The organism is Streptomyces sp. NPDC057565 (assembly GCF_042801455.1).
GTDB classification, from domain to species: Bacteria; Actinomycetota; Actinomycetes; order Streptomycetales; family Streptomycetaceae; genus Streptomyces; species Streptomyces yanii.
In genome coordinates this window covers 18,410-41,617 of sequence record NZ_JBHVFU010000068.1, presented here as the reverse complement: position 1 = coordinate 41,617, position 23,208 = coordinate 18,410, and the positions used below count along the sequence as shown (strand labels likewise).

The 23,208-nt window shown below is 68.9% G+C and carries 24 protein-coding genes and 5 pseudogenes; 16 read left to right on the top strand and 13 right to left on the bottom strand.

Going from position 1 to position 23,208, the window contains the following annotated elements:
* Window positions 1–175 precede the first annotated feature (175 nt).
* On the top strand, window positions 176–346 hold the full coding sequence (locus ACFU8W_RS45395) for a DUF6233 domain-containing protein (protein ID WP_384051102.1): 171 nt from the start codon (window positions 176–178) through the stop codon (window positions 344–346).
* Between the two features lie 317 nt (window positions 347–663).
* Here ACFU8W_RS45395 and ACFU8W_RS45390 read toward each other — a convergent pair whose 3' ends face one another.
* Together ACFU8W_RS45390 and ACFU8W_RS45385 are read right to left on the bottom strand one after the other, a co-directional pair.
* Window positions 664–792 (bottom strand): hypothetical protein, encoded by a 129-nt coding sequence (locus ACFU8W_RS45390; RefSeq protein WP_384051099.1) that lies wholly within the window; start codon window positions 790–792, stop codon window positions 664–666.
* 197 nt (window positions 793–989) lie between these two features.
* On the bottom strand, window positions 990–1,865 hold the full coding sequence (locus tag ACFU8W_RS45385; RefSeq protein ID WP_384051096.1) for a sigma-70 family RNA polymerase sigma factor: 876 nt from the start codon (window positions 1,863–1,865) through the stop codon (window positions 990–992).
* An 87-nt stretch (window positions 1,866–1,952) separates the two neighbouring features.
* On the opposite strand from ACFU8W_RS45385, the gene ACFU8W_RS45380 reads away from it, so the two are divergent.
* On the top strand, window positions 1,953–2,411 hold the full coding sequence (locus tag ACFU8W_RS45380) for a carboxymuconolactone decarboxylase family protein (RefSeq protein ID WP_384051093.1): 459 nt from the start codon (window positions 1,953–1,955) through the stop codon (window positions 2,409–2,411).
* 161 nt (window positions 2,412–2,572) lie between these two features.
* Window positions 2,573–3,079 carry a DinB family protein gene (locus tag ACFU8W_RS45375; RefSeq protein WP_384051090.1) on the top strand — a complete coding sequence of 169 codons (507 nt, stop codon included), beginning with the start codon at window positions 2,573–2,575 and terminating at the stop codon, window positions 3,077–3,079.
* 12 nt (window positions 3,080–3,091) lie between these two features.
* Here the strand turns inward: ACFU8W_RS45375 and ACFU8W_RS45370 are convergent.
* Window positions 3,092–3,238, bottom strand: a pseudogene (locus ACFU8W_RS45370) (IS5/IS1182 family transposase); the annotation flags it as partial.
* A 91-nt stretch (window positions 3,239–3,329) separates the two neighbouring features.
* Here ACFU8W_RS45370 and ACFU8W_RS45365 point away from each other — a divergent pair.
* The 4 genes and pseudogenes from ACFU8W_RS45365 to ACFU8W_RS45350 all read left to right on the top strand — a co-directional run.
* A pseudogene (locus ACFU8W_RS45365) lies at window positions 3,330–3,730 on the top strand (transposase); the annotation flags it as partial.
* Between the two features lie 82 nt (window positions 3,731–3,812).
* Window positions 3,813–4,369 (top strand): annotated as a pseudogene (locus tag ACFU8W_RS45360) (hypothetical protein); the annotation flags it as partial.
* Between the two features lie 151 nt (window positions 4,370–4,520).
* Window positions 4,521–5,288 (top strand): CoA transferase subunit A, encoded by a 768-nt coding sequence (locus ACFU8W_RS45355; protein ID WP_384051087.1) that lies wholly within the window; start codon window positions 4,521–4,523, stop codon window positions 5,286–5,288.
* Window position 5,289: 1 nt separating this feature from the next.
* Window positions 5,290–5,706: pseudogene (locus ACFU8W_RS45350) on the top strand (CoA-transferase); the annotation flags it as partial.
* Window positions 5,707–5,844: 138 nt separating this feature from the next.
* Here the strand turns inward: ACFU8W_RS45350 and ACFU8W_RS45345 are convergent.
* Window positions 5,845–6,243, bottom strand: a pseudogene (locus ACFU8W_RS45345) (hypothetical protein); the annotation flags it as partial.
* Between ACFU8W_RS45345 and ACFU8W_RS45340 the strand changes: the two are divergent.
* Window positions 6,163–7,791, top strand: coding sequence for an IS200/IS605 family accessory protein TnpB-related protein (locus tag ACFU8W_RS45340; RefSeq protein ID WP_384051084.1), 1,629 nt, complete (start codon window positions 6,163–6,165; stop codon window positions 7,789–7,791). The pseudogene ACFU8W_RS45345 and the gene ACFU8W_RS45340 sit on opposite strands and share 81 nt — an antisense overlap.
* A 7-nt stretch (window positions 7,792–7,798) precedes the next feature.
* Here ACFU8W_RS45340 and ACFU8W_RS45335 read toward each other — a convergent pair whose 3' ends face one another.
* The 3 genes from ACFU8W_RS45335 to ACFU8W_RS45325 all read right to left on the bottom strand — a co-directional run bounded on the left by ACFU8W_RS45335 (window position 7,799) and on the right by ACFU8W_RS45325 (window position 11,371).
* The gene (locus ACFU8W_RS45335; RefSeq protein WP_384051081.1) at window positions 7,799–9,049 is read right to left on the bottom strand and encodes an MFS transporter; all 1,251 of its coding nucleotides are present in this window, start codon (window positions 9,047–9,049) and stop codon (window positions 7,799–7,801) included.
* Window positions 9,050–9,158: 109 nt separating this feature from the next.
* Entirely contained in the window at window positions 9,159–10,265 is a 1,107-nt protein-coding gene (locus tag ACFU8W_RS45330; RefSeq protein WP_384051078.1) for a flavin monoamine oxidase family protein, read from the bottom strand.
* Between the two features lie 77 nt (window positions 10,266–10,342).
* Entirely contained in the window at window positions 10,343–11,371 is a 1,029-nt protein-coding gene (locus ACFU8W_RS45325; protein ID WP_384051075.1) for an alcohol dehydrogenase catalytic domain-containing protein, read from the bottom strand.
* Window positions 11,372–11,494: 123 nt separating this feature from the next.
* On the opposite strand from ACFU8W_RS45325, the gene ACFU8W_RS45320 reads away from it, so the two are divergent.
* The 7 genes from ACFU8W_RS45320 (at window position 11,495) to ACFU8W_RS45290 (ending at window position 16,892) form a co-directional block, all read left to right on the top strand.
* The gene (locus ACFU8W_RS45320) at window positions 11,495–12,388 is read left to right on the top strand and encodes a LysR family transcriptional regulator (RefSeq protein WP_384051072.1); all 894 of its coding nucleotides are present in this window, start codon (window positions 11,495–11,497) and stop codon (window positions 12,386–12,388) included.
* A gap of 131 nt (window positions 12,389–12,519) precedes the next feature.
* Window positions 12,520–12,801, top strand: a complete 282-nt coding sequence (locus tag ACFU8W_RS45315) for a hypothetical protein (protein ID WP_384051069.1) — start codon at window positions 12,520–12,522, stop codon at window positions 12,799–12,801.
* A 9-nt stretch (window positions 12,802–12,810) separates the two neighbouring features.
* Window positions 12,811–13,344 carry a DinB family protein gene (locus ACFU8W_RS45310; protein ID WP_384051066.1) on the top strand — a complete coding sequence of 178 codons (534 nt, stop codon included), beginning with the start codon at window positions 12,811–12,813 and terminating at the stop codon, window positions 13,342–13,344.
* Between the two features lie 94 nt (window positions 13,345–13,438).
* Window positions 13,439–13,966 carry a carboxymuconolactone decarboxylase family protein gene (locus tag ACFU8W_RS45305; RefSeq protein ID WP_384051064.1) on the top strand — a complete coding sequence of 176 codons (528 nt, stop codon included), beginning with the start codon at window positions 13,439–13,441 and terminating at the stop codon, window positions 13,964–13,966.
* A gap of 79 nt (window positions 13,967–14,045) precedes the next feature.
* Entirely contained in the window at window positions 14,046–14,828 is a 783-nt protein-coding gene (locus ACFU8W_RS45300; protein ID WP_384051061.1) for an SDR family NAD(P)-dependent oxidoreductase, read from the top strand.
* A gap of 528 nt (window positions 14,829–15,356) precedes the next feature.
* Complete coding sequence (locus ACFU8W_RS45295) at window positions 15,357–15,908, top strand: OsmC family protein (RefSeq protein WP_384051058.1); 552 nt, start codon at window positions 15,357–15,359, stop codon at window positions 15,906–15,908.
* Window positions 15,909–16,682: 774 nt separating this feature from the next.
* Window positions 16,683–16,892, top strand: a complete 210-nt coding sequence (locus tag ACFU8W_RS45290; RefSeq protein ID WP_384051055.1) for a hypothetical protein — start codon at window positions 16,683–16,685, stop codon at window positions 16,890–16,892.
* A 284-nt stretch (window positions 16,893–17,176) separates the two neighbouring features.
* Here the strand turns inward: ACFU8W_RS45290 and ACFU8W_RS45285 are convergent, their stop codons facing one another.
* From ACFU8W_RS45285 to ACFU8W_RS45260, 6 genes are all read right to left on the bottom strand, one after another.
* Complete coding sequence (locus tag ACFU8W_RS45285; protein ID WP_345509475.1) at window positions 17,177–17,599, bottom strand: hypothetical protein; 423 nt, start codon at window positions 17,597–17,599, stop codon at window positions 17,177–17,179.
* Window positions 17,600–17,871: 272 nt separating this feature from the next.
* Window positions 17,872–18,399 (bottom strand): hypothetical protein, encoded by a 528-nt coding sequence (locus tag ACFU8W_RS45280; protein WP_384051052.1) that lies wholly within the window; start codon window positions 18,397–18,399, stop codon window positions 17,872–17,874.
* Window positions 18,306–19,187, bottom strand: a complete 882-nt coding sequence (locus tag ACFU8W_RS45275) for an IS701 family transposase (RefSeq protein WP_384051049.1) — start codon at window positions 19,185–19,187, stop codon at window positions 18,306–18,308. Before ACFU8W_RS45275 ends, ACFU8W_RS45280 begins: the two co-directional genes overlap by 94 nt.
* A gap of 222 nt (window positions 19,188–19,409) precedes the next feature.
* On the bottom strand, window positions 19,410–19,904 hold the full coding sequence (locus ACFU8W_RS45270; RefSeq protein WP_384051046.1) for a hypothetical protein: 495 nt from the start codon (window positions 19,902–19,904) through the stop codon (window positions 19,410–19,412).
* 567 nt (window positions 19,905–20,471) lie between these two features.
* Entirely contained in the window at window positions 20,472–21,746 is a 1,275-nt protein-coding gene (locus ACFU8W_RS45265) for a hypothetical protein (RefSeq protein ID WP_384051044.1), read from the bottom strand.
* Between the two features lie 41 nt (window positions 21,747–21,787).
* Window positions 21,788–22,300, bottom strand: coding sequence for a SigE family RNA polymerase sigma factor (locus ACFU8W_RS45260; RefSeq protein WP_384051041.1), 513 nt, complete (start codon window positions 22,298–22,300; stop codon window positions 21,788–21,790).
* 271 nt (window positions 22,301–22,571) lie between these two features.
* Between ACFU8W_RS45260 and ACFU8W_RS45255 the strand changes: the two genes are divergently transcribed.
* A complete protein-coding gene (locus ACFU8W_RS45255; protein ID WP_384051038.1) occupies window positions 22,572–23,174 on the top strand; it encodes a hypothetical protein in 603 nt (200 codons plus the stop codon).
* The last annotated feature ends 34 nt before the right edge of the window (window positions 23,175–23,208 follow it).

The window sequence follows — 23,208 nt, the reverse complement described above, 5'->3', positions numbered from 1 at the left end:
CACGGCGCACGCCGACACAGTGGGAGCACTCAATGTTCTACGGGCCGGGCTGGTCCGTCGCAACGCCCACACGGCATAGCGAGAAGCCCCGTCCCCTCAGGGCGGGGAGGAGTCACGCCGTTGCCTATCAGCGACCGGAGCAGCGTGCCCGGGAGCGGGCGAGGGCGGAGTAGTCGTGGAAGATCCAGCCCCAGCGGGCGGGGTAGCCCCCGCGATGCTGCACCGCGGTGGCTGCAGCCTGTACAGCGCCCAGCTCGGGTTCATCAACTGTGAGGAAGCGATGAATGCGTTGTCGGAGCCGGACATCGAGGCGTGCCAGATCTGGGACCCGCAGACGGGGCAGTGATTTCACTGGAGCTGGGTGTCGTCCGCGGCATTGTCGAACTGACGGGCTGACTCGCGCGAAGGGCGCCGTCTCCTGGGTCCCAGGGGAGACGGCGCCGTCCTGTCATTCGGGGTGGCGCCGCGTGCGGCTCACCCTGTGGCTCCAGTGTCCGGGGCGTGTCACTTCACGCCGACCGCCCGGATGATCTCCTGGGTGACCTTGCCGCCCTGGTCGTCGCTGGCGGTTGCCCGCAGCGAGATGTACTGCGCGTCGGCGGGCACCTTCAGGGTGCCGTGCCAGGCGGCCTTGTTCCCGTCGCGGTCCAGGCCGACGGACGTTTAGGTCTGGCCGTCGTCGTAGGAGACCTGGAGGGTGCCGTCGCCGATGGTCCCGGTGTTCGGCGCGCCCTTGACGTACTCGGAGTAGATCCCGACGGGCAGACGCTGCCCGGCGCGGACGTTGCCCAACCGCCAGCGAGGCCCGAGGGCTTCTGGACGAGTTCCGCATGTCGCGGCACGAGGGCGCCCAGCAGGCCACGCGGGTGCGGGGTACTTATGGCAATCTGGAACTCCGCACTCTCCGCCCACCAGGTGGCTACGTTGACCTTCTCTGCGGGACCGGCATGGACCAACATTGAGGACGACCAGCCATCGCTGGTAGAGAGTCAGACCGGGTCCGGCAGGTCCATGAGCGCGAGTTCGGCCGGGTCGACCACGGCGGTGATCTCGGTGATGCGGCCGTCGGCGACGGTGAAGGCGAGCAGGGACAGAGGGGTGCCGTCCTCGTTCCAGGCGATGAGGCCGGGTCGCCCGTTGACGGTCGCCGCATGTCCGTGTGCCGCGCCGCCGGCCACTCGGGCGCGGCTGGCGACTTCGGTGGCCCCGATCGTGACGAACCGTCCGCCGGGGGTGTGGACGGTGAACTCCACCTCGGGGTGGAGAACTTCCAGCAGCCGCTCGAACCGGCCCTTGTGGGCCGCGGCCAAGAACGCCCCGACCACCTCGCGTTGCTGCTGTCGGTCGCTTGCCGAGTGCCGGACGGTCTGCACCTTCCGGCGGGCGCGGCTGGTGAGCATCTTGGTCGCGTCGGTGGACCTGCCGAGGATGGTGCCGATCTCTCCGTGGGGCACGGCGAACACGTCGTGCAGCACGAACGCCAGGCGCTCGTCGGGGCGCAGCGAGTCCAGGACCGTCAACAGCGCCAGGCCCACCGAGTCGCCCAGTGCCACAAGCTCTTCCGGAGTCGGACCATCGTCGAGCGTCACGGTGAGTTCGGGCAGCTGGTCGTCGAGGGGGACTGTCGGGCGCGTGCGGCCCGAGCGTAGGAGATCGAGGCTGATGCGGCCGACCACGGTGGTCAGCCAGCCGCCGAGATTGTCGATGGCGTCGGCGTCCTGGCGGGACAGACGCAGCCACGCCTCCTGGACCGCGTCGTCCGCGTCGGCGTGCGAGCCGAGCACGCGGTAGGCAACGGCTGTGAGCCGGTCGCGGTGCGCCTCGAAGGCCTCGGCGATCGGATCGGCGGGATGGGCGCCGGACATGGTGTTACCTCCCTGGAAGCTGCTCCGTCATAGGGGTGACGGGCACCAGCCCCGCAAGGTAACCCCGACCAAGGAGAGCACCCTGCCATGCAGAACCGACTCAAGAACAAGAACACCAACAACCCCGACGTGTGGAAGGCGGTCGGGCACCTGCAGAAGGCGATCGCCGCCGGGGGCGTCGATCCGAAGCTGCTCGCGCTGGTCCACCTGCGCGCCAGCCAGATCAACAGCTGCTCGGCGTGCATCTACGCCAGTGTCGCCGGGGGAAAGAAGGCCGGTGAGACCGACGAGCGGCTGCACAACGTAGCGGCGTGGCGTGAGGCGCCGTTCTACACCGATGCGGAGCGCGCGGCACTGGCGCTGGCCGAGGCCGCCACCCGTCTGCAGGACGGTGCGGAGGGAGTCACCGACGAGATCTGGGAAGAGGTCAACGCCCATTTCACTGAGGAGCAGATTGGCGCGATCAACCTGGAGATCGCGCTGACCAACTTCTTCAACAGGATCAACCGCACCATTAAGGAACCGGCCGGCCAGACCTGGGGCTGAGCCCAGCGTGGCTCTGGGGCCTGTCTGGCGGATCATGCCGGGCGGCCCCGTCGGCGCTGAATCGCTGTAGCGCCCCGCTGGAGAAGACGCTGGGTGGAGTAGGTGGGGGCCGTCGTTAAATGCCTCGACAGCGGGCGCGGTGGTCGGGGATGCTTCGCGCGATGACCAGAATCAACGACACGCCGCCCGCATGGGACGAGCGCACCCAGCTCACCACGTTTCTCGACTACGCACGGGACACCGCCCGCGCCAAGTGCGACGGCGTCTCTGCGGAGAACGCCCGCAAGGTGCTCCTGCCGGGCTCACCGCTGATGACCATGAGCGGAGTGATCAACCACCTCCGCTGGGTCGAGTACTACTGGTTCCAGGTGGTCTTCCTCGGCGAGGAAGACCGGGGCCCCTGGACCGAGGAGGACCCCGACCGCGAGATGCGTATCGCCGTCGACTTCCCGCTCACGCAGTTGCTCGACGAATACGCTGAACAGAGCGCCCGCTACCGCGAACTGGTCGCCGGGAACGACCTGGACAAGCAGGCCGAGGGAACCATCCGCAACGGCCTCCACGTCGACCTGCGCTGGATCCTCCTCCACCTCACCGAGGAGACAGCCCGCCACAACGGCCACCTGGACATACTGCGCGAGATGCTCGACGGCACGACCGGCGGCTAGATCCGGCGGAGATCACGGGCGCAGCCAGAGTCGGATCGAGGCGACCGTGACGGTGCCGTGGAAGATGTAGCCGCGCTTGTCGAACCTCGTGGCCACGGCCCGGGAGTTCTTCAACGCGTTGATTGTCCGCTCGACTTCGTTCCTTCGCTTGTAGATCGTCTTGCCGGAGCCTGCGGGTCGGCCGCCGTTGCTGCCCCTTCGCTGGCGGTTGGCCCGCTGGTTCCTCGGTTCGGGGATGGTGTGCTTGATCGCCGACGCCGACGCCGAGGGCCGGATCGACTGGTCGATGGTGAGCATGGACTCCACCTCCTGTCGGGCCCACCAGCACGCCGCCGGGGCTCGTAGGAAACCGCCACGAGTGCCAGGAAAAGACGCACGCCCCGGGAGCACCGCCCCGACGAGGGACTCGGACGCTCCCGGGGAGGCCTCACCTGCAAGATCCACCTCGCCGGTGAGGGCGGACGCCGCCCGGTGGCCCTGCTGATCACGCCGGGCCAGTGGGGCGACGCTCCGCAGCTCATTCCGGTCATGGAACGCATCCGTGTCGGCCGCGTCGGTGGCGGACACCCGCGCACGCGGCCCGACCATCTCGGCGGCGACAAAGCGTATTCCTCCCGCCGCAACCACCGCTACCTGCGACGACGCCAGCTGAGCAGGGATGGATCTAGCGCAACGGTCCTGACTCAGGGCCACCTCTACCGGCCCCGGTGACCGCAAAGTCCCGGGGCCTCTCCACGATTTGGTGAGCCGCCCCCGCGCGCGCGGCGCTATCACAGCTACAGCGGGTGCGGTTGGCAGCACTCGGAGTTTCACAACGGCCCGGCCCGGGTCCTGTACCGGTGGAAGGTCAACAAGCTGCTGCGCGAGGCCGGCATCGAGTACGAGCTTGCTGTGGAGGGTGAGGACCTCGGGCGCCTGATCGCCGTCACCGACGATGCCCGAAGCCAGCTGGTGCATCGTGCTCTCAACGACAGCCCACCCAACGCCACCGCCGGAGTGCGCCACGCCATCGCGCTTTTCCGAGGACGTGACATGTCACCAGAGAGCAAGAGATCGGCGATCTTCAACCTTGGACGCATCCTCGAGGAACGGCGCGCCCTGATCAAAGAGGACCTTGGCGGGAAAGATGAAGGCGTCCTGTTCCAGATCGCCAACGGCTTCGACCTGCGCCACCGCCGGGCCGACCAGCGCGGCGAGTACGACGAAGCGTTCCTCGACTGGATCTTCTGGTGGTACCTCGCAACGGTCGAACTGACCAACCGGCTGATCGCGTCACGCGATCCTGCATGAGACCGCAGACCAAAGAGCCCGCAGGGAAGGAAAGCAAGGCCTGTTCCCCGTTCCAGCGCAGAGACGCCGTCCGGATTTCCCTGCTTCCTGTGATGCCGGATCCGTACGCCGGACGCGACCCTTCGCGGAGACCTGACGCGGAGGGAACCACTTGATCGACAAGACCCAGACCTCGATCGATGAGGCGATCGGCCGGATCACTAGCGGGAGCTCGGTCGCCGTGGGCGGGTTCGGGCGTTCCGGCGTGCCGGTCGGGCTCGTTGACGCCCTCCCTGAGTCCGGTGCCGACGACCTGCACGTCATCTGCAACAACTGCGGGCTCGACGGCTGGGGACTGGGGCGCCTGCTCGAGGCCGGCCGGATCGCGAAGGTGACGATGACCTACCTCGGCGAGAACAAGGCGCTCGCCCGGATGTTCCTCAACGGCGACGTGGAGATCGAGCTCGTACCGCAGGGGACACTGGCCGAGAAGCTCCGCTGCGGCGGGGCGGGCATCCCCGCGTTCTACACGCGCACCGGGGCCGGGACCCTGGTCGAGCGCGGCGGGATCCCGATCCGGCACGACGTGCACGGTCAGGTCGTGGCCACGCAGGAGCCGAAGCCGACCGCCGAGTTCGACGGCACCACTTACCTGCTGGAGCGGTCGATCGTCCCCGACTTCGCGCTCGTCCACGCCGCGCAGGCGGACCGGTTCGGGAACCTCTGCTTCCGGGTCACCGCGTGGAACTTCATTCCAGTCTTCGCCACCGTCGGCGTGGTGACCCTCGTCGAGGCCGACGAGATCCTCGAGTCCGGGCGCCTCGATCCCGACGACGTCCACCTCCCAGGTGTGTACGTCGATCACATCCTGCCCGCCGTTGGCGAACGGCCGATCGACGAGAAGGCCACGGTCACCAATCCCGCTCGGAAGGGAGCCTGAGATGCCCTGGAACCGCCAGGAGATCGCCCGGCGCGGCGCCCTCGAGATCGCCCCCGGCGAGGCCGTCAACCTCGGCATCGGGATGCCGACGCTGATCCCGAACCACCTGCCCGATGGCCGCAACGTGGTCCTGCACTCGGAGAACGGAATGCTCGGTGTCGGGCCATACCCGTTGCCGGTGGACCTCGATCCGGAGCTGATCAACGCCGGAAAGGAGACGGTCACCGCGCTACCGGGCGCGAGCTACTTCGACTCCGCCGTCTCCTTCGCGATGATCCGGGGCGGGCACATCGACACCGCCGTCCTCGGAGGGATGCAGGTCGCCCAGAACGGCGACCTGGCAAACTGGTTGGTCCCCGGTGCGCTTGTCAAGGGCATGGGCGGGGCGATGGACCTCGTCAACGGTGTCCGCCGGGTGCCAGGGGGCGTTGTCGCGAGTGGGCAGGGCGTCGGCGGTCAGGCGGAGCGCGTACACCGCTCGCCCGTTGCCGGGGACGGGGCCGAGGTAGTGGTGGCCGGTCATGTGGCACCAGGCGGGCAGGTCGAGCGGGGCGGCGGGGTCGGTGGCGATGACGTGGACGATGGTGCCCGGCTTCGCGCCGTCGGTCTCCTTGCGCAGGCGCAGCAGGAGGGTGACGCAGAACAGGCCGGTGCCGTCGACGGTGATGCCGGGCGCGGGGGTCTCGGAATCGGTGGGGTTGTGAGCTGCTGTCGGTTTGCTGAGCTGAAGTGAGTGGTGGCGAGCGGGAGTGAGGCCGTCAGTGGGTTGGTGGGGGTGGGAACGGGGGTTCTGGGGTCGGATGGGTGACCTTGGCGGCTGTTGCTCGTTGGGCTGGATGGCGGGTGGCTGGCCTTTCAGGGCGGGGGTGATGTGGTGGGTGGTGTGCGGGAGTTGGCCGGGTCCTTCGTGGTGCCCGGGCCTTGCGGGGTGGCGGTCCGGGACCGGCTGGGGCACCTCACTCCCCGGGACGAGGAGGTGCTGCGTGCGGTCGGCGAGCATCAGGGTGCGCTTGCTTCCCGTGATCTCAAGGCCCGCTGTGCGGACGGTCTGGAGCACAGCGCTCAGACGTGGGCGGCGCGTAAGCGGGACCTGACGAAGGAGTCGTCGTCCAGGATCGCCGGGGCGATCACCAAGGCCACCCACGACCAGTGGGCGCTGGCGCGCCGTTGCCAGGCAGCACACATCCAGACACTGGAAACCGGGATCAGGACGCTGCGGCACCGCCTGTCCCTCCCGATCGGAGACCCCGGAACGAAGCGGGCCGCAGGAGGCTACCGCTCCCGGAGTGAGTGGTTCCGCAAATCTCGCCGCCTCGCGGCCCTGGAGGACCGGCACGCCGCTGCTGTCGCCGAGTGGCAGGCCGGGCGGGTGCGGGTGGTGCGGGGCGGCAGACGTCTGCTCAACACCCGCCACCACCTCGCCGAGGCCCGGCTCACCGAGGAGCAGTGGCGGCAACGGTGGGAGGCGGAGCGCTGGTTTCTTGCGGCCGATGGTGAGTCGGGGAAGCGGTTCGGGAACGAGACGATCCGCGTCATCCCGGACGGCGAAGTGTCCATCAGGCTGCCTGCCCCGCTTGCGCACCTGGCCAACGCCGGGCACGGCCGGTACGTCCTCACCCCCCGGATCGACTTCGCGCACCGGGGCCAGGAGTGGGCCGACCGCATCACCGCCAACCGGGCCGTCGCCTACCGCATCCACCTGAACGTGGACCGCGGCCGCTGGTACCTCACCGCATCCTGGCAGCGCCCCGTCGTGCAGACCATCCCGCTGGAGACCGCCCGCGCCCGGGGCATGATCGGTGTCGACACCAACGCCGACCACTTCGCCGCCTACCGGCTCGACCGGCACGGCAACCCCATGGGCGACCCGCGCCGCTTCGGCTTCGACCTGTCCGGGACCGCCGGTCACCGCGACGCGCAGCTCCGCCACGCGCTGACCCGGCTGATCCACTGGGCGGTGCAGGCCGGGGTCGCCGCGATCGGCATCGAAGACCTCGACTTCACCACCGAAAAGACCCGGGAGAAGCACGGCCGCCGCAAACGGTTCCGGCAGCTCATCTCCGGCATCCCGACCGGGAAACTGAAGGCCCGGCTGGTGTCGATGGCCGCCGAACACGGCCTGAGCATTGTCGCGGTCGACCCCGCCTACACCACTTTGTGGGGTGCCCAGCACTGGCAGAAGCCGCTGGTCACCTCCCGCCGCACCATGTCCCGTCACGATGCCGCGGGCATCGCGATCGGGCGACGCGCCCTCGGGTACCCGGTCCGGCGTCGGACGGCACCGCCCCCGCACGACCGGAGCGATCGTGCGGGGCACCGGACCGCCCAGGCCGGACCAGGCAGCCGGGGGCGTGAGGGAACCCGCCCACCCGCCACGGACCGGCCCCCCGCAGGGCCGTCACCGAACGGGACGCGAAAGCGGGAACCCAGCGCATCCAACACCGTTCGGGATGCGCCCAGTACGCAACAGTGGGTCCCGGACTCACTCACGCACACTGGTTAGGAACGGTTCATCGGCGGTAGGCGGCGGCGGCCACGGCGGGCAGGAGGGCGAGGGAGAGAATGCCGCCGGTGAGGGCGAGGGCGGGATAGCTGGTGGCGGCGACCATGATGCCGGAGGCCATGCCGCCGGTGGCGCCGGCGATGGCGATGGAGACGTCGACCAGGCCCTGGGTTTTGGCGCGGGTGGCGAGCGGGACGGTGTCGGTGATGATCGCGGTGCCGGACACGAGGCCGAGGTTCCAGCCGAGGCCGAGCAGGGCCAGGGCGAGGGCGAGGAGGCCGACGGAGTCCCCGGGAGCGAGCGCGGCGAGGATACCGGCGGCCAGCAGGGTGATGCCGGAGGCGGCGGCGATCTTCATGCGGCCGTAGCGGTCGACGAGCCAGCCGGTCAGGGGTGAGGGCAGGTACATGGCGCCGATGTGGATGGCGATGACGAGGCCGGAGGCGGCGGTGCCGTGGCCGTGGTCGTGCATGTGGACCGGAGTCATCGTCATGATCGCGACCATGACGAGCTGGGTCAGGATCATCACGAGCGCGCCGAGCACGACGCCTCCGCTGCCCTCGTCCGAGCTGGCCGGGGCGGTTGCGGTGCCGTCCTGCTTCGCTTGGGCGAGGCTGCGGGCCAGGAGCAGCGGGTCGGGTCGCAGCCACAGGGCAAGGACGAGCGCGGCGAGGGCGTAGGCGAGGCCGGAGAGGATGAAGGGGCCGGCGAGGTTCGGGATGCCGAGGTGTTCGGCGAGGGTGCCGGTGGGGGCGGCGAGGTTGGGGCCGGCGACGCCGCCGAGGGTGGTGGCGACCAGGACGGTGGAGACGGCCCGGGCCCGGTGGCCGGGGGCGGCGAGGTCGGCTCCGGCATAGCGGGCCTGGAGGTTGGTGGCCGTGCCCGCGCCGTAGACGAACAGGGCGAGGAACAGCAGGACCGGGTTGTCCAGGACGGCGGCGACGATGACGCCGGCCGAGCCGATGGCGCCGGTGAGGTAGCCGGCGGCCAGTCCGGGGCGGCGGCCGCGGGCCTGGGAGACGCGGCCGACGGCAACGGCGGCGAGCGCGGAGCCGGCGGTGAACAGGGCACTGGGCAGCCCGGCGAGGCTGGTGGAGCCGAGCATGTCCTGGGCGAGGAGGGCCCCGACGGTGACCCCTGCGGCGAGTCCCGCGCCGCTGAAGATCTGCGAGGCGACCAGGACGTGCAGGATCCGCCGCTGGGCTCGGGCGGGGTCGGATATGAGTCCCGGCCTTGCGGCGGGTGCGGCGTTGGTCATCTCTCTCCTGATCTGTGAGGCAGCTGGATGGGGAGCGCGGGCTTGGTGCGGTGAGTTGTACGGAATCCGTGCGCCGAACCGCAGCCGCTCCGAGTGTCAGAGCGGTGCCCTACCTCGTGGGGGCGGTGACGCCCAGGGCAATGCCGTTCGTGCTGGAGGGCGCCGCGAGGACGGCTCGGGCTGCGCGTTCTCCGGCGGCGAGGGCGCCTTCAATGTGTCCGGCGTACTCGGTGGCCGTCTCGGTCGACGCCCAGTGCAGGCGGCCGCCGAGGGCCGGCCGCTGGTAGAGCCGGTGGCCGAAGAGCGAGTAGTCGACGAGGCGCTGCACGGTGGACGGGGCGGTCCACCGCTCGCCGCTCCAATCTTGTACGTGCAGGGCGTCGGGGCTGGCGGCGCCCGGGCCGAAGAGCCGGGCGAGCTGGGCGATGACGGCCTGCTCGAAGCCGGGCCGTACAGTGCGCGCGTGTGCGAAGCCGAAGAGCGCAGCGGGCTCGCCGTCGGGCCCGGACATGTCGTGGATCTCCTGAAGGGGGCCGGTCCTGCTGAACGCCGCACCGGCCAGCCCGTCCTCCCGCCAGAAGGCAGTCGGGTAGCGGACGACGACCTTGACGGCGGCGCCCATCCAGACCGGGGTGGCCTGGGCAAGGCGCACGAGGTCGGCGGGGAGCGTGTCGCCGAAGCCGATGCGCTCCTGGGCGAGGGCCGGGGGGACGGCCAGGACAACGTGCTCGGCGTGGAGTGTGCTGGCCTGGGTGAGCACGTCGAGGCTGCCTTGGCTGCTGGGACGGATGGCGGTGACGGCCGTGTCCAGCTGCAGTGTGCCAGTGGGCAGCTCGGCGGCGAGGGCGGTGGTGAGGCTCTGCGCCCCGGCGGTGAAACGGCGGGAGGGGGCGTCGATCAGGTTGCCGGTAAGGCGGCGGATACCGGTCGTCTCCTGAAGCATCGTGTCGCCGGCGAGGTGCTGCTCGAAGGCGGCGATGTCGCTGCGCGCGGCCAGGGTCCGTACGCGCTCCTCGCCGTCCCAGAACCAGGTGGCTCCCAGATCGAGCGCCCGCTCGGGGCGTGAGGTGGGAACGGAGAGCAGGCGTCCGCCGATGCGGTCGCGGGCCTCCAAGGCGATGACGTCGCGGCCAGCGGCGTGCAACACGGTGGCCGCGGCGAGTCCGGAGGCGCCGGCGCCGATCACGATGACGTCGTAGCTTTCCTGGCGGGACATGTGTGGCTCCATTCTGAGCAGGCTGAACCCCCGCTGTCGTCGGGTCGGCGGTTGCGGCATCGGGCGAAGGGGACTGGCTACTCGCTGCCTGCGGTGTCCAGGACGATGCGGAAGCGGGGAGCTCCGGCACGCAGCTGGGTGACGGCATCGCTGGCCTTCTCCAGCGGCATCCGCTCGATCATCGGCCGCACACCCGTGGTGACGGCGAACGCCATGGCCTGCTCCGTCTCGCGCGGGCTGCCGGTGAGGTGACCGGTGAGGGTGTGGCCGTTCATGACGAGCCTGGCCGCCGGGACGGTCACGGAGCCGGCGTCGACGCCGATGAGGGTGAGCTGACCGTGCACGCCCAGGCCAGTGAGCAGCTCGTCCACGGGTGCGGTGGAGGAGGCGGTGTAGACAATGAGGTCGGCGCCGCCGAGTTCCTTCAGGGCGGCTCCGGGTGCCTGGGCGTCGCTGTCGACGTAGTGGTGGGCGCCGAGCTCACGGGCGAGCCGCTCACGGTCGCCGCCGCGGGCGATGGCGACCGTTTCGTACCCGAGCTTGACCGCGAACTGGAGGGCGAGGTGCCCCAGGCCGCCGATCCCGAAGACCGCGACCCGTCCTCCGGCACGGACGCCGGCTGTGCGGATGGCGTTGAAGGTCGTCACGCCGGCGCAACCGAAGGGGGCGGCGTCGAAGAGGTCGAGGCCGTCGGGGATGCGGGCGAGCGCGTCGGCGGGCATGGTGATGCTCTGGGCCCAGCCGCCTGGATACGACAGTCCGGGAATCTTCCGCTCGGCACAGTGGACGACATCGCCCGTACGGCAGGACGCGCAGTGTCCGCAGCTGCCGCCGAACCAGCCGACGGCCACCCGGTCCCCGGCCGCCCAGCCCTCGACCCGGTCGCCGATCTCGGCGATCACACCGGCGACCTCATGCCCCGGCGTGACGGGGAAGGCGGCGTCCTTGCCGGTGGCGGCGGCCGTTGCGATGTCGGCGTTGCACACGCCGCTCGCCACCACCGACACGCGGACCCACCCGGCCGGCGGCGGGACCGTCTCGGCCGCAACGGGGTGCAGGGGGCCGCGGGGCTCTGTCACGACCATGGTCACGGCGCTGTCCGACATGGTGCCTTTCCGTTTCGGACGACGATGCATATAGCTACTGGTTATGCTCCATGAGCAGGAGTCCCACCGTAGGCAGAGGCAAACCCGCCCGGTAGGGGACGTCGGTGAATGGAGCTATAAGCCATGGCTATAACGATGGACCGTCTGAACCTTGAAGGGCTCCGGTACGCGCAGGCGGTCGCCGAGACCAAGTCGTTCAGCGCCGCTGCCCGCGCCTACGGGGTGACCCAGCCCGCGCTGTCGAACGGGATCGCCAAGCTGGAGGAGCGCCTGGGCGACAAGCTATTCGAACGGTCGCCGCGCGGCGTGACGCAGACCTCGTTCGGCGTGCGGATCCTGCCGCTGATCGAGCGCGCCCTGGTCGCGCTCGACGCCGTCGGAGCGGAGGCCAGGCGCCTGACCGAACCCGGTGAGCAGAAGATCCGTATGGGGGTCTCGCCGCTGATCGGCTCGCACCTGGTGGCCAGGGCGTTCAGCATGGTCCAGGGCCTTCCCACGCCCTGGGACCTGGTGCTGCGCGAGGCGAACATGCAGGAGCTGCGTGAATGCCTGCTGACCGGACAGCTCGACATCATCCTGATCCCAGCCGTGGCCGCGATGCCGCGCTTCGAGCACCGGGTCATCGACGTCGAGCCGATCGTCGTCGTCAGCCCGGACACGGCGGAGGCGACTCCCGTCGAACTTACGGAAGCCGGCAAGGAGCAGTTCATCCTCGTCCCCGACACCTGCGGCCTGACCACCTTCACCACGAAGCTCTTCCAGGCACACGAGATGCCCCTGAACACCTATCCGGGCGAGGCCGCAAGCTACCGCGTCCTGGAGGACTGGACGAAGCTCGGACTGGGCTCAGCGATGGTTCCCCGCTCCAAGCTCACCTCGCCCGACGTCTGTCACCGTCCCCTGCACGACCAGGGCCGCGAGGTGCAGATCTCCTTCGAAGCGGTCTGGAGCGCCGACTCCCCGCTCGGCCCCGACCTGCTCCACCTCGCCGACTCTCTCGCGGCCGCCCGCCCCTAGGTCATACGCTTCGCTTATAGCCTGATTCAGAGAGATCCTCTACCGGACCCTTCCGGAAACGCCTAACTTGGCAGGCACAGTGCGGCACTCGCCGCTCCATTCCCCCTCTGCCAATCGAGTGAGGCATAACCATGGCGTATCTTGAGATAACGCTGCAGGTGGACCCGACTCACCGCGTCGCGGCCACCGGCGTGTACGAGAAGTACAAGCAGCCGTTCCTCGACACCGTCCCCGGCGCCCTCAGCAAGGAACTCCTTGTCCGCGACGAGGACGTCCAGGTCCTCCACGGCTTCCGGACCGCGGCCGACGCGCAGGCCTACCTGGCCAGCGAGCTGTTCACCCGCGACGTCGTCGGCGGCCTGTCCCCGCTGCTGAAGGCTGCCCCCGACGTGCGCGTCTACGACACCGTCTGAGCCCCGGGCGTGCACGAGCTCACGGTGCTGCTGCGCGAATACGACCGGGCCCGCGTCTACACCGACGAGCTGCGGCGGGACCTCAGCCCGGACGAGGTGACCTGGCGTCCCGACGAGAACTCCAGCGCCATCGGCTGGCACCTCGGCCACCAGGCCCACGTCGCCCACTTCATGATCCGCAACCTCACCGCCGCCGAACCCAGCCCCGACCCGGAACTGGACGGGCTCATGGACTCGGCAAACCCCGAGAAGTTCCGCGGCGCGCTGCCCACCGTCGAACGGCTCACCACGTTCCGCGACACCGTCGCCAAACGCGTCCATGCCCGCATCGGCGACATCGCCGCCGGCCAGGTCGGCGCCCCGACCCAGCTGGCCATCGTCGCCAACCACCTGCTGGTCGCGCTCATCAACCACGAGTACCAGCACGACCAGTGGATCAGCGAGGTCCGCGCCGACAATCTCGGCCACGTCCTGCCGGCGGACCCGGAGTCGGACTGGCTCAGCCGCGTCGACGGCTACCTGGTCTGCAACCCCTACGCCTGACCGCCTGCACCTCTGCCCAGGCGAAGTCGGCAGCAATTCATCACCGGCACGACCCGATTCCATCGCGGGCCGGTGCACAGTCAAGGAGCACAACGTGAGTGATGTGCGAGTCACCCCCTGGCAAGACGACAGCCTCCCCTCGCCCCCGCCCGAGCTTCTCGCGGGAATGAAAGCGCGTCGGCCCAACGGCGAGCTGATCGGTATCGACCGTGTCCTGCTCAAGAGCTTCCCGCTCGCAACAGGATGGAACGGGCTGCTGGGCCGGGTTCGCGCAGAGTTTGACCTGGCCTTGGAATACCGCGAACTGATCATGTTGCGAGTGGCCGTGCTGAACCGTGCCGACTTCGAGTGGGGAGTGCACCACCCGGCGTACCTGCAGGCAGGCGGCACGGAAGAAAAGTGCGAAGCCCTCAAGGGAAATTCCGCAGAAAGCGGCCTCTTCAACGAAGAAGAGCTCGCCCTGCTCGCGCTGACTGATCAGTCCACACAACAGGTTGAAGTCGATGCCGACGTCATTGAGAAGCTGAAGCGCCTTTTCGGTGAAGCCAAAACCGTCGAAGCGGTCGCAACCGTCGCGGCCTACAACATGGTCTCGCGCTTCCTGGTAGCGCTGGCCATCTGACACCAACGGTCGGCTCGTCTGCCCCTCGACAACTGACCATCCCCGACGTTCAAGAAGTCACCTGAAACAGGAGCACCACATGTCCAGCACCACCCTCGACTTCACCGGCCAGAAGGTCATCGTTATCGGCGGCACCAGCGGCATGGGCCACGCCATCGCCCGCCGCGTCCTCGACGCCGGCGGCACCGCAGTGATCACCGGCCGCAGCCAGGCCGGCGCCGACGAAGCCGCGGCCGCCCTGTCCGCCCACGGCCAGGCCTTCGGCCTGGCCGCCGACCTGACCGACCCGGCCGCCGTCGACCGCCTCCGCGCCACCCTCACCGAGGAGCACGCCGACGCCACCCTCCTGGTCAACGCCGCGGGCGTCTTCGCCCCCAAGCCGTTCCTGGAGCACACGGCCAAGGACTACGACCGCTACCAGGCCATCAACCGCGCCTTCTTCTTCCTCACCCAGACCGTCGCCGTCAACATCATCGCCCGCGGCGCGAAGGGCTCCTTCGTCAACATCGGCTCCATGTGGGCCCACCAGGCCATCGCCGCCACCCCGTCGTCGGCGTACTCGATGGCCAAGGCCGGACTCCATTCCCTCACCCAGCACCTGGCGATGGAGCTCGCCTCGGCCGGCATTCGCGTGAACGCCGTCGCCCCGGCCGTCGTCCGCACACCGATCTACGAAGAGTTCATCCCCAAGGCGGACCTCGACTCCGCGCTCGACGGTTTCAACGACTTCCACCCGATCGGCCGCACCGGCACCCCCGACGACGTCGCCGCCACCGTCGCCTTCCTGCTGTCGGACCAGACCGACTGGGTCACCGGCGCTGTCTGGGACATCGACGGCGGCGTCATGGCCGGCCGAAACTGAACTGCCCCAACCCACCATGTCCACCGCTCCCGGGCGGCGACGCCCGGGGCAGAGGGCTTCACGGCCATGAAACTCTTCGAGCAGGCTGAATAGCGGGTCCCGGCTCCCTAGCCGCTCCTGCCCTGGTCCCTCTGCAGAAGGCCCGGCGGTAGCGCTGCCATCCCCACGTCCACCGGACAAATCCTCCCAGCAGCCTCTCCGCCCCCGCACTGGGGCGAAGACAGCGCCCTCGGACCAGCCCCCACACCACCGCCTCCCTCAGGCCCCCTCCACCAGGGCGACGGGAGCACCCAGCTCGCGGCACCTCGGCAACACCGCCGACGGGCACCATCCCCGTGGAACCGGGCGAGGCCACCGTGCCCCGTTCGGCCTGCCCAACCCCGAAAGCAGGTACGGCCAAGAGCACACCGTCCGCTCGCATCGGCATCACTGGCCTCGCGGTCATAGCCCGCAACATCTGACGGAACGTGCGAAACGCCTGCCTCTCGTCCTCAACCATGCACCAACTCAGCCAAGGAGCTGGCACTCATGACCGTCGTCAACGACATCGACGTCCAGGCACTGAAGGACACCACAGCCGCCGTCGAGGCCAACCCGCAGCTCGCCCAGGCCACCTTCTCCGTCGACGGCGCCTGGCAGGGCGGCTGCCGCCTCACCGCTCGGACCGGCGCGCTGACCCAGGCAGGCGAGCAGGATGCGTCCCGCGTCGCGAAGTACACGATGAGCAGCGACGAGCCCGCCGCCCTCCTGGGCACCGACACCGCCGTCTCGCCCGCTGAGTACCTGCTGCAGGCCCTCGCCGGCTGCTACACCGTCACCCTCGCCGCCCTCGCGGCCGCGCAGGGCATCGAGCTCAAGAGCTTCCGCCTCGAACTCGAAGGCGACGTCGATCTTCGCGGCTTCCTCGGCATCGACCCCACCATCCGGCCCGGTCTGCAGCAGGTACGTGTCCACCTCCACGTCGACGCTCCGGACACCCCCCGCGAACAGATCGAGGAACTCATCACCCTCGTCGAGAATCGCTCGCCCATCCGCGACACCCTGGTCAGCCCCGTCGACGTCGTCACCACGCTCGCCTGAACGTCGGCACACCTGGCCCTGTCTTCTCGTCCTCGCCGTCTTCACCGTCACCCACTGGATCACCGGACGCAGGAAGATACTGGCGAAACCCGGCCCACAAAAGTGCCATTACCCCGCCGGGTGATGGCACCACACCTGTTGCGCCGTATACCGTCCACAGCACCGTCGCTGAGCTGCAGCGGACTACTCCACCCTCCTTCACGCCACAGCTGCTGCCCTAGAGAACCCGCTGGTCCAGGTGCGCGGGCCCCGGTCCGGCGTAAGGATCGGTGTACGGGTGGTGGCCCAGATGCCTCTCCCAGCCGCGGCTGGACCGCCGCCCGTGTGGGATCTCAGGGATCGTGGCCAGGGCAGACCGATTGATCAGCGAGCTTCTTCCGTGTCTCACGTCGTGCCCGGCAGCCTCGTCTCACGAATATGGCATTCCCTCAGGCGCTGTGGCAGGCGGCTGCCGGGGCCTATCGTCGCGTCGAGGCACGACAAGTAGTGTGGCGCCGTCACGTTCGAACAGTGGGGCGTGTGGTGTGCCGGGAAGCCTGGTCGGCGTTGCTTTCGTCGTACCCGGAGGGCTTCACCGATGCGGATTGCGCTCGCCCGTTCCGATCTCCCCGGCGCCGGATCGGCGCGGGGTCTCGGTGCTGTACGCGCGTTTTCAGCAGAGGGCATGAGGTGCGGGCTCGGCGGCTCTCAGAGAAGGCAACTTCTCCTCGTGGACCGCGGGGAGAGGCGCTACGCCGTTGCACAAAATCACCTCTCACGACTGGACTACCTGTCATGCCGACGCCCCCCGAACGTCCGCCGCTCTCTCCCTGCGCGCATCAGGATCTGATCGACAACGTGGTGGCGCGGTTCGCCGTCTATGCCCGGACTCGATCTGCCCGCGGCAGCATCCTGGGCGGCACCATGGCAACGCCCCGACAGGAGCAGCAGGCCTTCGACGATCTGCAGGACGCCGTGGCCCGGCTCCGCGCATGTACCGGCTGACGGACTGCGGCTGTGAGTAGTTGAGGTACAGGAATCCCGGTGAGAACGATCTTGCTGGGGTTCGCCTACCTCGTAGGAGCTTCGAGCTGACGGGGGACGACGCCGGCGCGCAGTTCGCGCAGGTCGGGGATGTGGTTGTAGAGGGTGCCCGGGAAGACGCCGAGGAGCTTGGCGATCGAGGTGACGGAGCGGCCGGGGTCGGGCAGCAGGTCGCGGGCGGCCTTGATGACTTCCTCGGTGGCGACGCCGGCCCCCGGCCCACGGCCGCTGCTGGCGAGTAGCTTCTACAGGCCGTCGTCCCCGCAGAGGGAGGTCCACTTGCTCTCGGCGGTCGAGGCCGCCATGAATGCCGCCTTCGTCCGGCTTCTATCTGTTACCGGCAACGAGTCCCCGTAGGCTTGGTAGCCGTAAGAGGACTCACGCAGGCTCGCACGAAGCTCTTTGTCGTCAGTAAGGCTCACAGCCTCAAGTAACCGCTGGGCGTACTGGTGCATCTTGGCCCGGACTTCGGCGGGTGAGGCTTCCCCGATTATCTTGCTGGCGTCGCGAGCGGCGATCGCCATGTTGCATGCGTCGCTCCGGTCAGAGGCTCCAGCATTTTTCAGATCGTCGAAGTTCTTGATGCCAAAGAATGCCAGGACTGCGATGATCGACACCACGATCCCGAGCCCTGTCGAAAATTTCTGCGCATCAGAATTCTCGGCCACCCCTACGCCCCTCCTCGGGCCGGCGGGCTGCCGCCAGCGACGCGAGTCTACGGATGGGCAGGTCGGGCGATGGGGCGTTTGGCGACCTTCCGCGAAGCCCCCACGCGTAGCCCCGGGCCCTCGGCTGTCGACAATTAAACGGAATATTGGTTTCCGGCCACTGCCGGCGGCGAGGCCACTGCCTGTCGGTCTAGGGTCGATATGCGTCAGACGGCCCAGGGTCCCTTGTGTCTGCTTTGGTCGTTTAATACTCCAGCTGTAGATCGTGATCTTCATGCCTGGGATGCGGCTTGTTGCCGGTAATGGCTGGTGCGGGACCGGGCTTGATGGCGGCGTCGCCAGTCGGACCAGCCGAGCCGGTGGGCTGCGTCGTGGACCGGATGGACGACGAGCGTGATGAACAGACGCTGGATCTCGTTGCAGGACAGCGGGACCAGGTCGGTCGGTCCGGGACGGCGGGCGTGTTCGTCGGCACGGACGATCGCGAGGAAGGCGTGGGCGAGCATGGCGAGGGTGACCCAACGGGCCCAGGAGGGGTAGCGGCGGACCTGGTGCTCATCGAGTCCGGCCAGCCCCTTCTCGGTCTGGAAGGTCTCCTCCACCCGCCACCTGGATCCGGCGACCCGCACCAGCTCAGTCAGCGGCACCGGCTGGGGTGAGAAGCAGCGGTAGTAGGCGAGTTCGCCGGTGGCGCGGTTGCGGCGGATCAGCAGCTGGTGGTGGCCCGGGCCGGGGCCGGCCAGGTCGACGACCGCCCAGTCGTAGAAGCGGTGCCCCTTCGCGCCGCGACCGGCGGACACTTTCTGCCAGGCTCGCTTCGGCAGCCGCTTGACCAGGCGGTCTGCCCGGAACTTGCCACCTCGGGTGGGGGCTTCGGCCGAGCAGGCCACCGCGAGGACGTAGCCGATGCCGCGCTCTTCCAGAGCCGCCCGCAGTGTCGGTTGCCGCCGTAGACCTCATCCCCGGTGACCCAGCCCACGTGGTGTCCGGCGTCCAGGAATCGTTCGATCATCGTGCGGGCCAGTTCCGGCTTGGTCGCGAAGACGGTGTCCTCGCCGAGCCCCGCCGCCCGGCAGCGGTCCGGGTCGCACGTCCAGGACCGCGGGATGTACAGCTCCCGGTCCACCGCCGCGTGTCCCCGCTCGCCCGCGTAGACGAGGTAGACCGCGACCTGGGAGTTCTCGATCCTGCCCGCGGTGCCGGTGTACTGGCGCTGGACGGCGACGGTGCGGATGCCCTTCTTCACGTCGCCGGTCTCGTCGACGACCAGCACCGCGGCCTCGTTGCGGAGGTGCTCGACGACGTATTCGCGCACGTCGTCGCGGACGGCGTCGGCGTCCCAGACGGCCCGGCACAGCAGATGCTGCATGCCATGCGGGCTGGTCTCCCCGGCCCACTCTGCGATGGTCCAGCAGTTCTTGCGAGGCAGGTCCGACAGCAGACCCAGTACCAACCGCCCGGCCCGCAGGCGGGGTTCGTACCGGGCGATCCGGCCCGCGATCCGGCCCATGGCCACCTCGAACGCCTCCCGCCACCGGACGGGATCCACGCTGTGACCTGCGGCCACCGTCTCGTCGTTAGTCCACACAACTCGCGATGATCAACGGTGGCCGCACCTGTGCCTGCACCGGCCCCCATGTGGCCGAGCGCGACATTTGTCACCGACACGGGCGGGTGACCTGGGGTCCGTTCTCAGGCTGAGCGCGACAGCTGTCACAGTCTGGGCACGGAAGTTGTCACCTGCCGCGGGTTTGCATCCTGTCCGTCACAAGCGATGAAGCGGACAAGATGGGGCAGGCAGTCCCGCGGCTCACTTCGGAAGCGTGGAGGCCTCGCCGACGGCGGCGAGCAGTTCGAAGGGGAGCTCTCGATCGACTTGGCCGATGGTGAGCCCGAGCCAGCGACCAGTAGACGGCACCTGCCACATCTGCATGCTCCCAGCAAGCATGCACAGGGAGCCCAGGGGCTCGGGCGCCTCCTCGATGTCTGGGTAGTCCGGGTTGTCGAGCCCGAGATAGGGCCACAGATCGACCACGGTCGGACTGCCCCAACACCCAGCCAGCACCGTGACCAGTGCGGTGAGGTCTGCCTCCAACTCCTCCTCGACCGCCGTGACCGTCTCCGGACCAGGAGCGTCCCAGAAGTCCCGGCTCCGCCGGAGAACAGTGATGTGATACCCGGGCCCGCCCCATCCGTGCTGCGTCCTCGACTGGCCTTCCTGTTCGGGGAACGGCAGAGCAATCAAGGCATCGATGATCGACAGCTGCTCCTCAGCGGAGCCTGCGGACCGGGGCTGGATCGGCATGGTCGGAGTGTAGGGCTGGTGACAGATGTCGTGCCCAGATGACAGCTATCGCGCCCAGTCACACCCCACCAGCAAGATCACGATCTACAGGACGGGCCGCGCGCGCCGCGCCGTGCGCGGCGGGTGCCTTGATGAAGTAGAGAAAGTTCTACCGCGCGCACGGCGACGGTTTCCAAGACCGTTCTGTGAAGTGTCCATGCAAGTCTGTGACCTGGGCATGTGGGCCTGGCCAGGCCTCCATACTTGCGTCTAGGTTGGCCGAACGCGCCTGCCGGCGACCTCTTCGTCCCGAACGCGATCAGAGCCTGCGTGACCTTGATCCTGAGCACTGGCCTGCGCGTAAGCCGTGCAGGACCGTCCGTTTCAGTCCAGGACGGTCGTGGTTCGACTCCCAGTTTGGCCCCCTGTTTGGCCCCCGAGGTTTGCGGCAGCGGCTGCGAAAACGCCCGGGCAAGGTGACAGGACCGCGCAACGCTCACCCTGCGCAACGTGAAGAGGGAGGCGGGCACCTCGAAGGGTGATCCGCCTCCCGAACCACCGGAAGGGGCAGGTGCGTTGCCTACGGCCCTACTTTCCGGCCCACTTCCCGCTCGTGGCGATCGACTTCAACTGCTGCATGGTCAGCGCGGGTGTCTGCCGCGTGGCCTTCGCGTTCTGGGAGCCGGAGTTGAACGCGGACACCACGACCCGGAGGCCGTCCGTACGGATGGTGTCGGCGGTCCACATCACCACGCCCGCACCGCCCTTCTCGCCCGGGCCTTGATGCGTGACGACCTTCGTCCCGTCCGGCAGTACCTCCGCACCGGACCCGAACAGCTCCCCCTCCACGTCGGACATGTTCGGCTGCACGTTGATCTGCACCAGGCTCGCGCCCTTGCCGTCATTCACGACGACGTACGCGAATCCGTCGTCACCGCGCCCGGAGGCTACCTTCGCGGACACGGGCAGCAGCGACTTGAGCTTTCTCAGGATCGCCTGGCCGTCCTGCCCCTGCGCCGGCGGCTGCTGTACCGGCTCCGGGGCCGCCTTTCCCAGAGCGTTCATCACGGGCCGCCACTCGTCGGAGATGACGAGTCCCTTCAACTGCCCAACACTGAGCGGGGGTTCAGACCGAGAAATGGCGGCGCCCTTCTCTGCGGGCGCGTTCCACTCGCTGGCATCAACCGTGTAGCCGTCGGGGGTCACGAGATAGGCGTGCCACCACTTGGTGTCCACGCGCTTGTCAGGGTATTCGTACCCGCGCAACACCATCAGGCGGGAACCGTCGGCAAGCATCTCATTCCGGCAGGAGTCGTACGGCACGTAGGTCTTGTCGGGGCATTCGAGCTGCTGCTCCGCCTCCGTGCCGTCCGGGTCGACGGCGCCGACGCTCACGCCGATCGCAGCTTTGCCCTTGCCATCGTCGAAGACGAGGTGCGCCGATGGCCCGAACCCGTCGGCCGTGCCGCGCCCTGCCTGCCCGCTGACCTTCCCCTCCGGCAGCAGCCCCTCCAACCTCTCGATCACCTGCTGCGCCGAGAGCTGCGGCCCCTTGCCGGGCGACGACTTAGTCGAAGGGCCGGTCTCCTGCACATTCGGCTGCGCGGCCACGCCCGCCCTGCCCTGCCCCGAGCCACCGCCGAACGCCCCTGTGGTGTACGACGCCCCGAACCCCACGACGGCGAGCGCCGCGACGCTGCCGGTCACGGCCGCGACCCGCCTGCGCCGCAGCCCCCGCCGGCCGCGCACGATGCCGCCGTCCACCAGCTGGCGCCCCTCCACGGAGAAGTCCTCCCCGGTGCGGCGTAGCGCGTCACCGAGCCCGCCTTCGAACGCCTCCAGGTCCTCCTGCGTTCCAGACATGCCAGACCACCACCATTTCTCGTAAAAGTCGGTCGGACTGATCAGTGCGCGCTGAACTCCGCGATGCTGTCCCCAAGTTGCACCCTCAGCCGGGCGAGTGCACGGGTGCTGCGGGTGCGTACGGCTGCGGAGCTGACGTTGAGGACGTCCGCAGTCTCCGTGACGGACCGGTCCTCCCAGTACCGCAGCACGACCACCGCCCGGTCCTTCGCCGGCAGCTTCCGCAGCGCGTCCAGGAGCATGAGCCGCAGCGAGGCGTCACCCTGCGCGGCCGTCTCCGAGACCTCGGGAATCTCGTCGCTCGGCCGCTCTCCCGACGAACGCCGTCGCTGGTGCGCCAGAAAGACACGCACAAGAACGGTCTGCGCGTATGCCGCCGGATTGCCGAGCTTCGGCGACCGGCCCCACACCACGTACATCCGCCCGAGCGTCTCCTGCACCAGATCCTCGGCGAGATAGGTGTCGCCGCTGGTCAACAGGCACGCCGAACGGAAGAGATGCCCCATGCGGGCCGCCGCGAACTCCCGGAAGCCGCTCTCCTGGGACCGTCTCATCCGCCGAACTCCCCCTTGCCTCGTCGCCTACACCATTTAGATGCGGTGGGGGCGGCGGGATGTTTCACCCGAGTTGCTTCCTCTTTCCGCGAGCTCATCGGCGAGTAGTTCCCGCAGCGCCCCGACCGCCGAGGTGCCGGTCTCCTCCAGCGCTCAGAGACTGTGCGCCATCGCTCGACGGCGTCCAGCTTGCCTGCCAGGACTGGGGCGGGCCAGCAGAATGCTGGACTTCTCCGAGCAGTTCGTCCCCAGACCCCCAAGTGAGTGGAGCATGACAGTGGCGAAGGATGCATATGTGCGGCAGCTGATCGAACGGGCGAAGGACGGCACCATCCCGCCGCAGGAGGTGAAGCAGATCGCCCAAGCCGTCACCGAGTGCCGGGCCGGCCGGGAGCTCTACCAGCGGCTGTACGCGGTGGCCCGTGCGGGCGGCCCGGCATATGAGCCGCTGATCGCCATGTATCTGATCTACCCCGAGGATCCCGAGGTCTCGGCGCCCGCCGTGCAGGTGCTCACGGCGCACTGGAGAGTGGGAGCGAAGTACAGTAAGCAGATCCTCGAGTTGCTGGGCTCCCCCGAGTGGGATACAAGCGATGATGCGTTCATGGCCGCAGTCTCGGGGGCGGGGGCGATCCTGCGCGACGGGTTCGACGCCGAATTCCTCCGCGCCCTGCTGAAGCTCGCCGAGGAAGGCCGCGGTGAGTACAACGACGATCTTATGCAGGGTCTCGCGGTGGAGGCGATCGCCCGCGCGCTGGGCGCCAGCTACGCCGAGTTGACCAGACTGCCCGAGGGAGTCACCCGTGCGGAGTGGTCGCAGGGCGTGCTGAGGGCCGCGCGTAACCGACTGCACGAGGCGGGGCATCAGCTCTGAATCCGCTGACAGCCGAGCAGGTCCCCAAGACCCC

Bases quoted from the DNA above. Each gene is read 5' to 3' on its own strand.
- ACFU8W_RS45385 (WP_384051096.1), bottom strand. From the start codon at position 1,865: ATGTCCGGCGCCCATCCCGCCGATCCGATCGCCGAGGCCTTCGAGGCG.
- ACFU8W_RS45380 (WP_384051093.1), top strand. From the start codon at position 1,953: ATGCAGAACCGACTCAAGAACAAGAACACCAACAACCCCGACGTGTGG.
- ACFU8W_RS45375 (WP_384051090.1), top strand. From the start codon at position 2,573: ATGACCAGAATCAACGACACGCCGCCCGCATGGGACGAGCGCACCCAG.
- ACFU8W_RS45335 (WP_384051081.1), bottom strand. From the start codon at position 9,049: ATGACCAACGCCGCACCCGCCGCAAGGCCGGGACTCATATCCGACCCC.
- ACFU8W_RS45330 (WP_384051078.1), bottom strand. From the start codon at position 10,265: ATGTCCCGCCAGGAAAGCTACGACGTCATCGTGATCGGCGCCGGCGCC.
- ACFU8W_RS45325 (WP_384051075.1), bottom strand. From the start codon at position 11,371: ATGTCGGACAGCGCCGTGACCATGGTCGTGACAGAGCCCCGCGGCCCC.
- ACFU8W_RS45320 (WP_384051072.1), top strand. From the start codon at position 11,495: ATGGCTATAACGATGGACCGTCTGAACCTTGAAGGGCTCCGGTACGCG.
- ACFU8W_RS45315 (WP_384051069.1), top strand. From the start codon at position 12,520: ATGGCGTATCTTGAGATAACGCTGCAGGTGGACCCGACTCACCGCGTC.
- ACFU8W_RS45300 (WP_384051061.1), top strand. From the start codon at position 14,046: ATGTCCAGCACCACCCTCGACTTCACCGGCCAGAAGGTCATCGTTATC.
- ACFU8W_RS45295 (WP_384051058.1), top strand. From the start codon at position 15,357: ATGACCGTCGTCAACGACATCGACGTCCAGGCACTGAAGGACACCACA.
- ACFU8W_RS45290 (WP_384051055.1), top strand. From the start codon at position 16,683: ATGCCGACGCCCCCCGAACGTCCGCCGCTCTCTCCCTGCGCGCATCAG.
- ACFU8W_RS45270 (WP_384051046.1), bottom strand. From the start codon at position 19,904: ATGCCGATCCAGCCCCGGTCCGCAGGCTCCGCTGAGGAGCAGCTGTCG.
- ACFU8W_RS45265 (WP_384051044.1), bottom strand. From the start codon at position 21,746: ATGTCTGGAACGCAGGAGGACCTGGAGGCGTTCGAAGGCGGGCTCGGT.
- ACFU8W_RS45260 (WP_384051041.1), bottom strand. From the start codon at position 22,300: ATGAGACGGTCCCAGGAGAGCGGCTTCCGGGAGTTCGCGGCGGCCCGC.
- ACFU8W_RS45255 (WP_384051038.1), top strand. From the start codon at position 22,572: ATGACAGTGGCGAAGGATGCATATGTGCGGCAGCTGATCGAACGGGCG.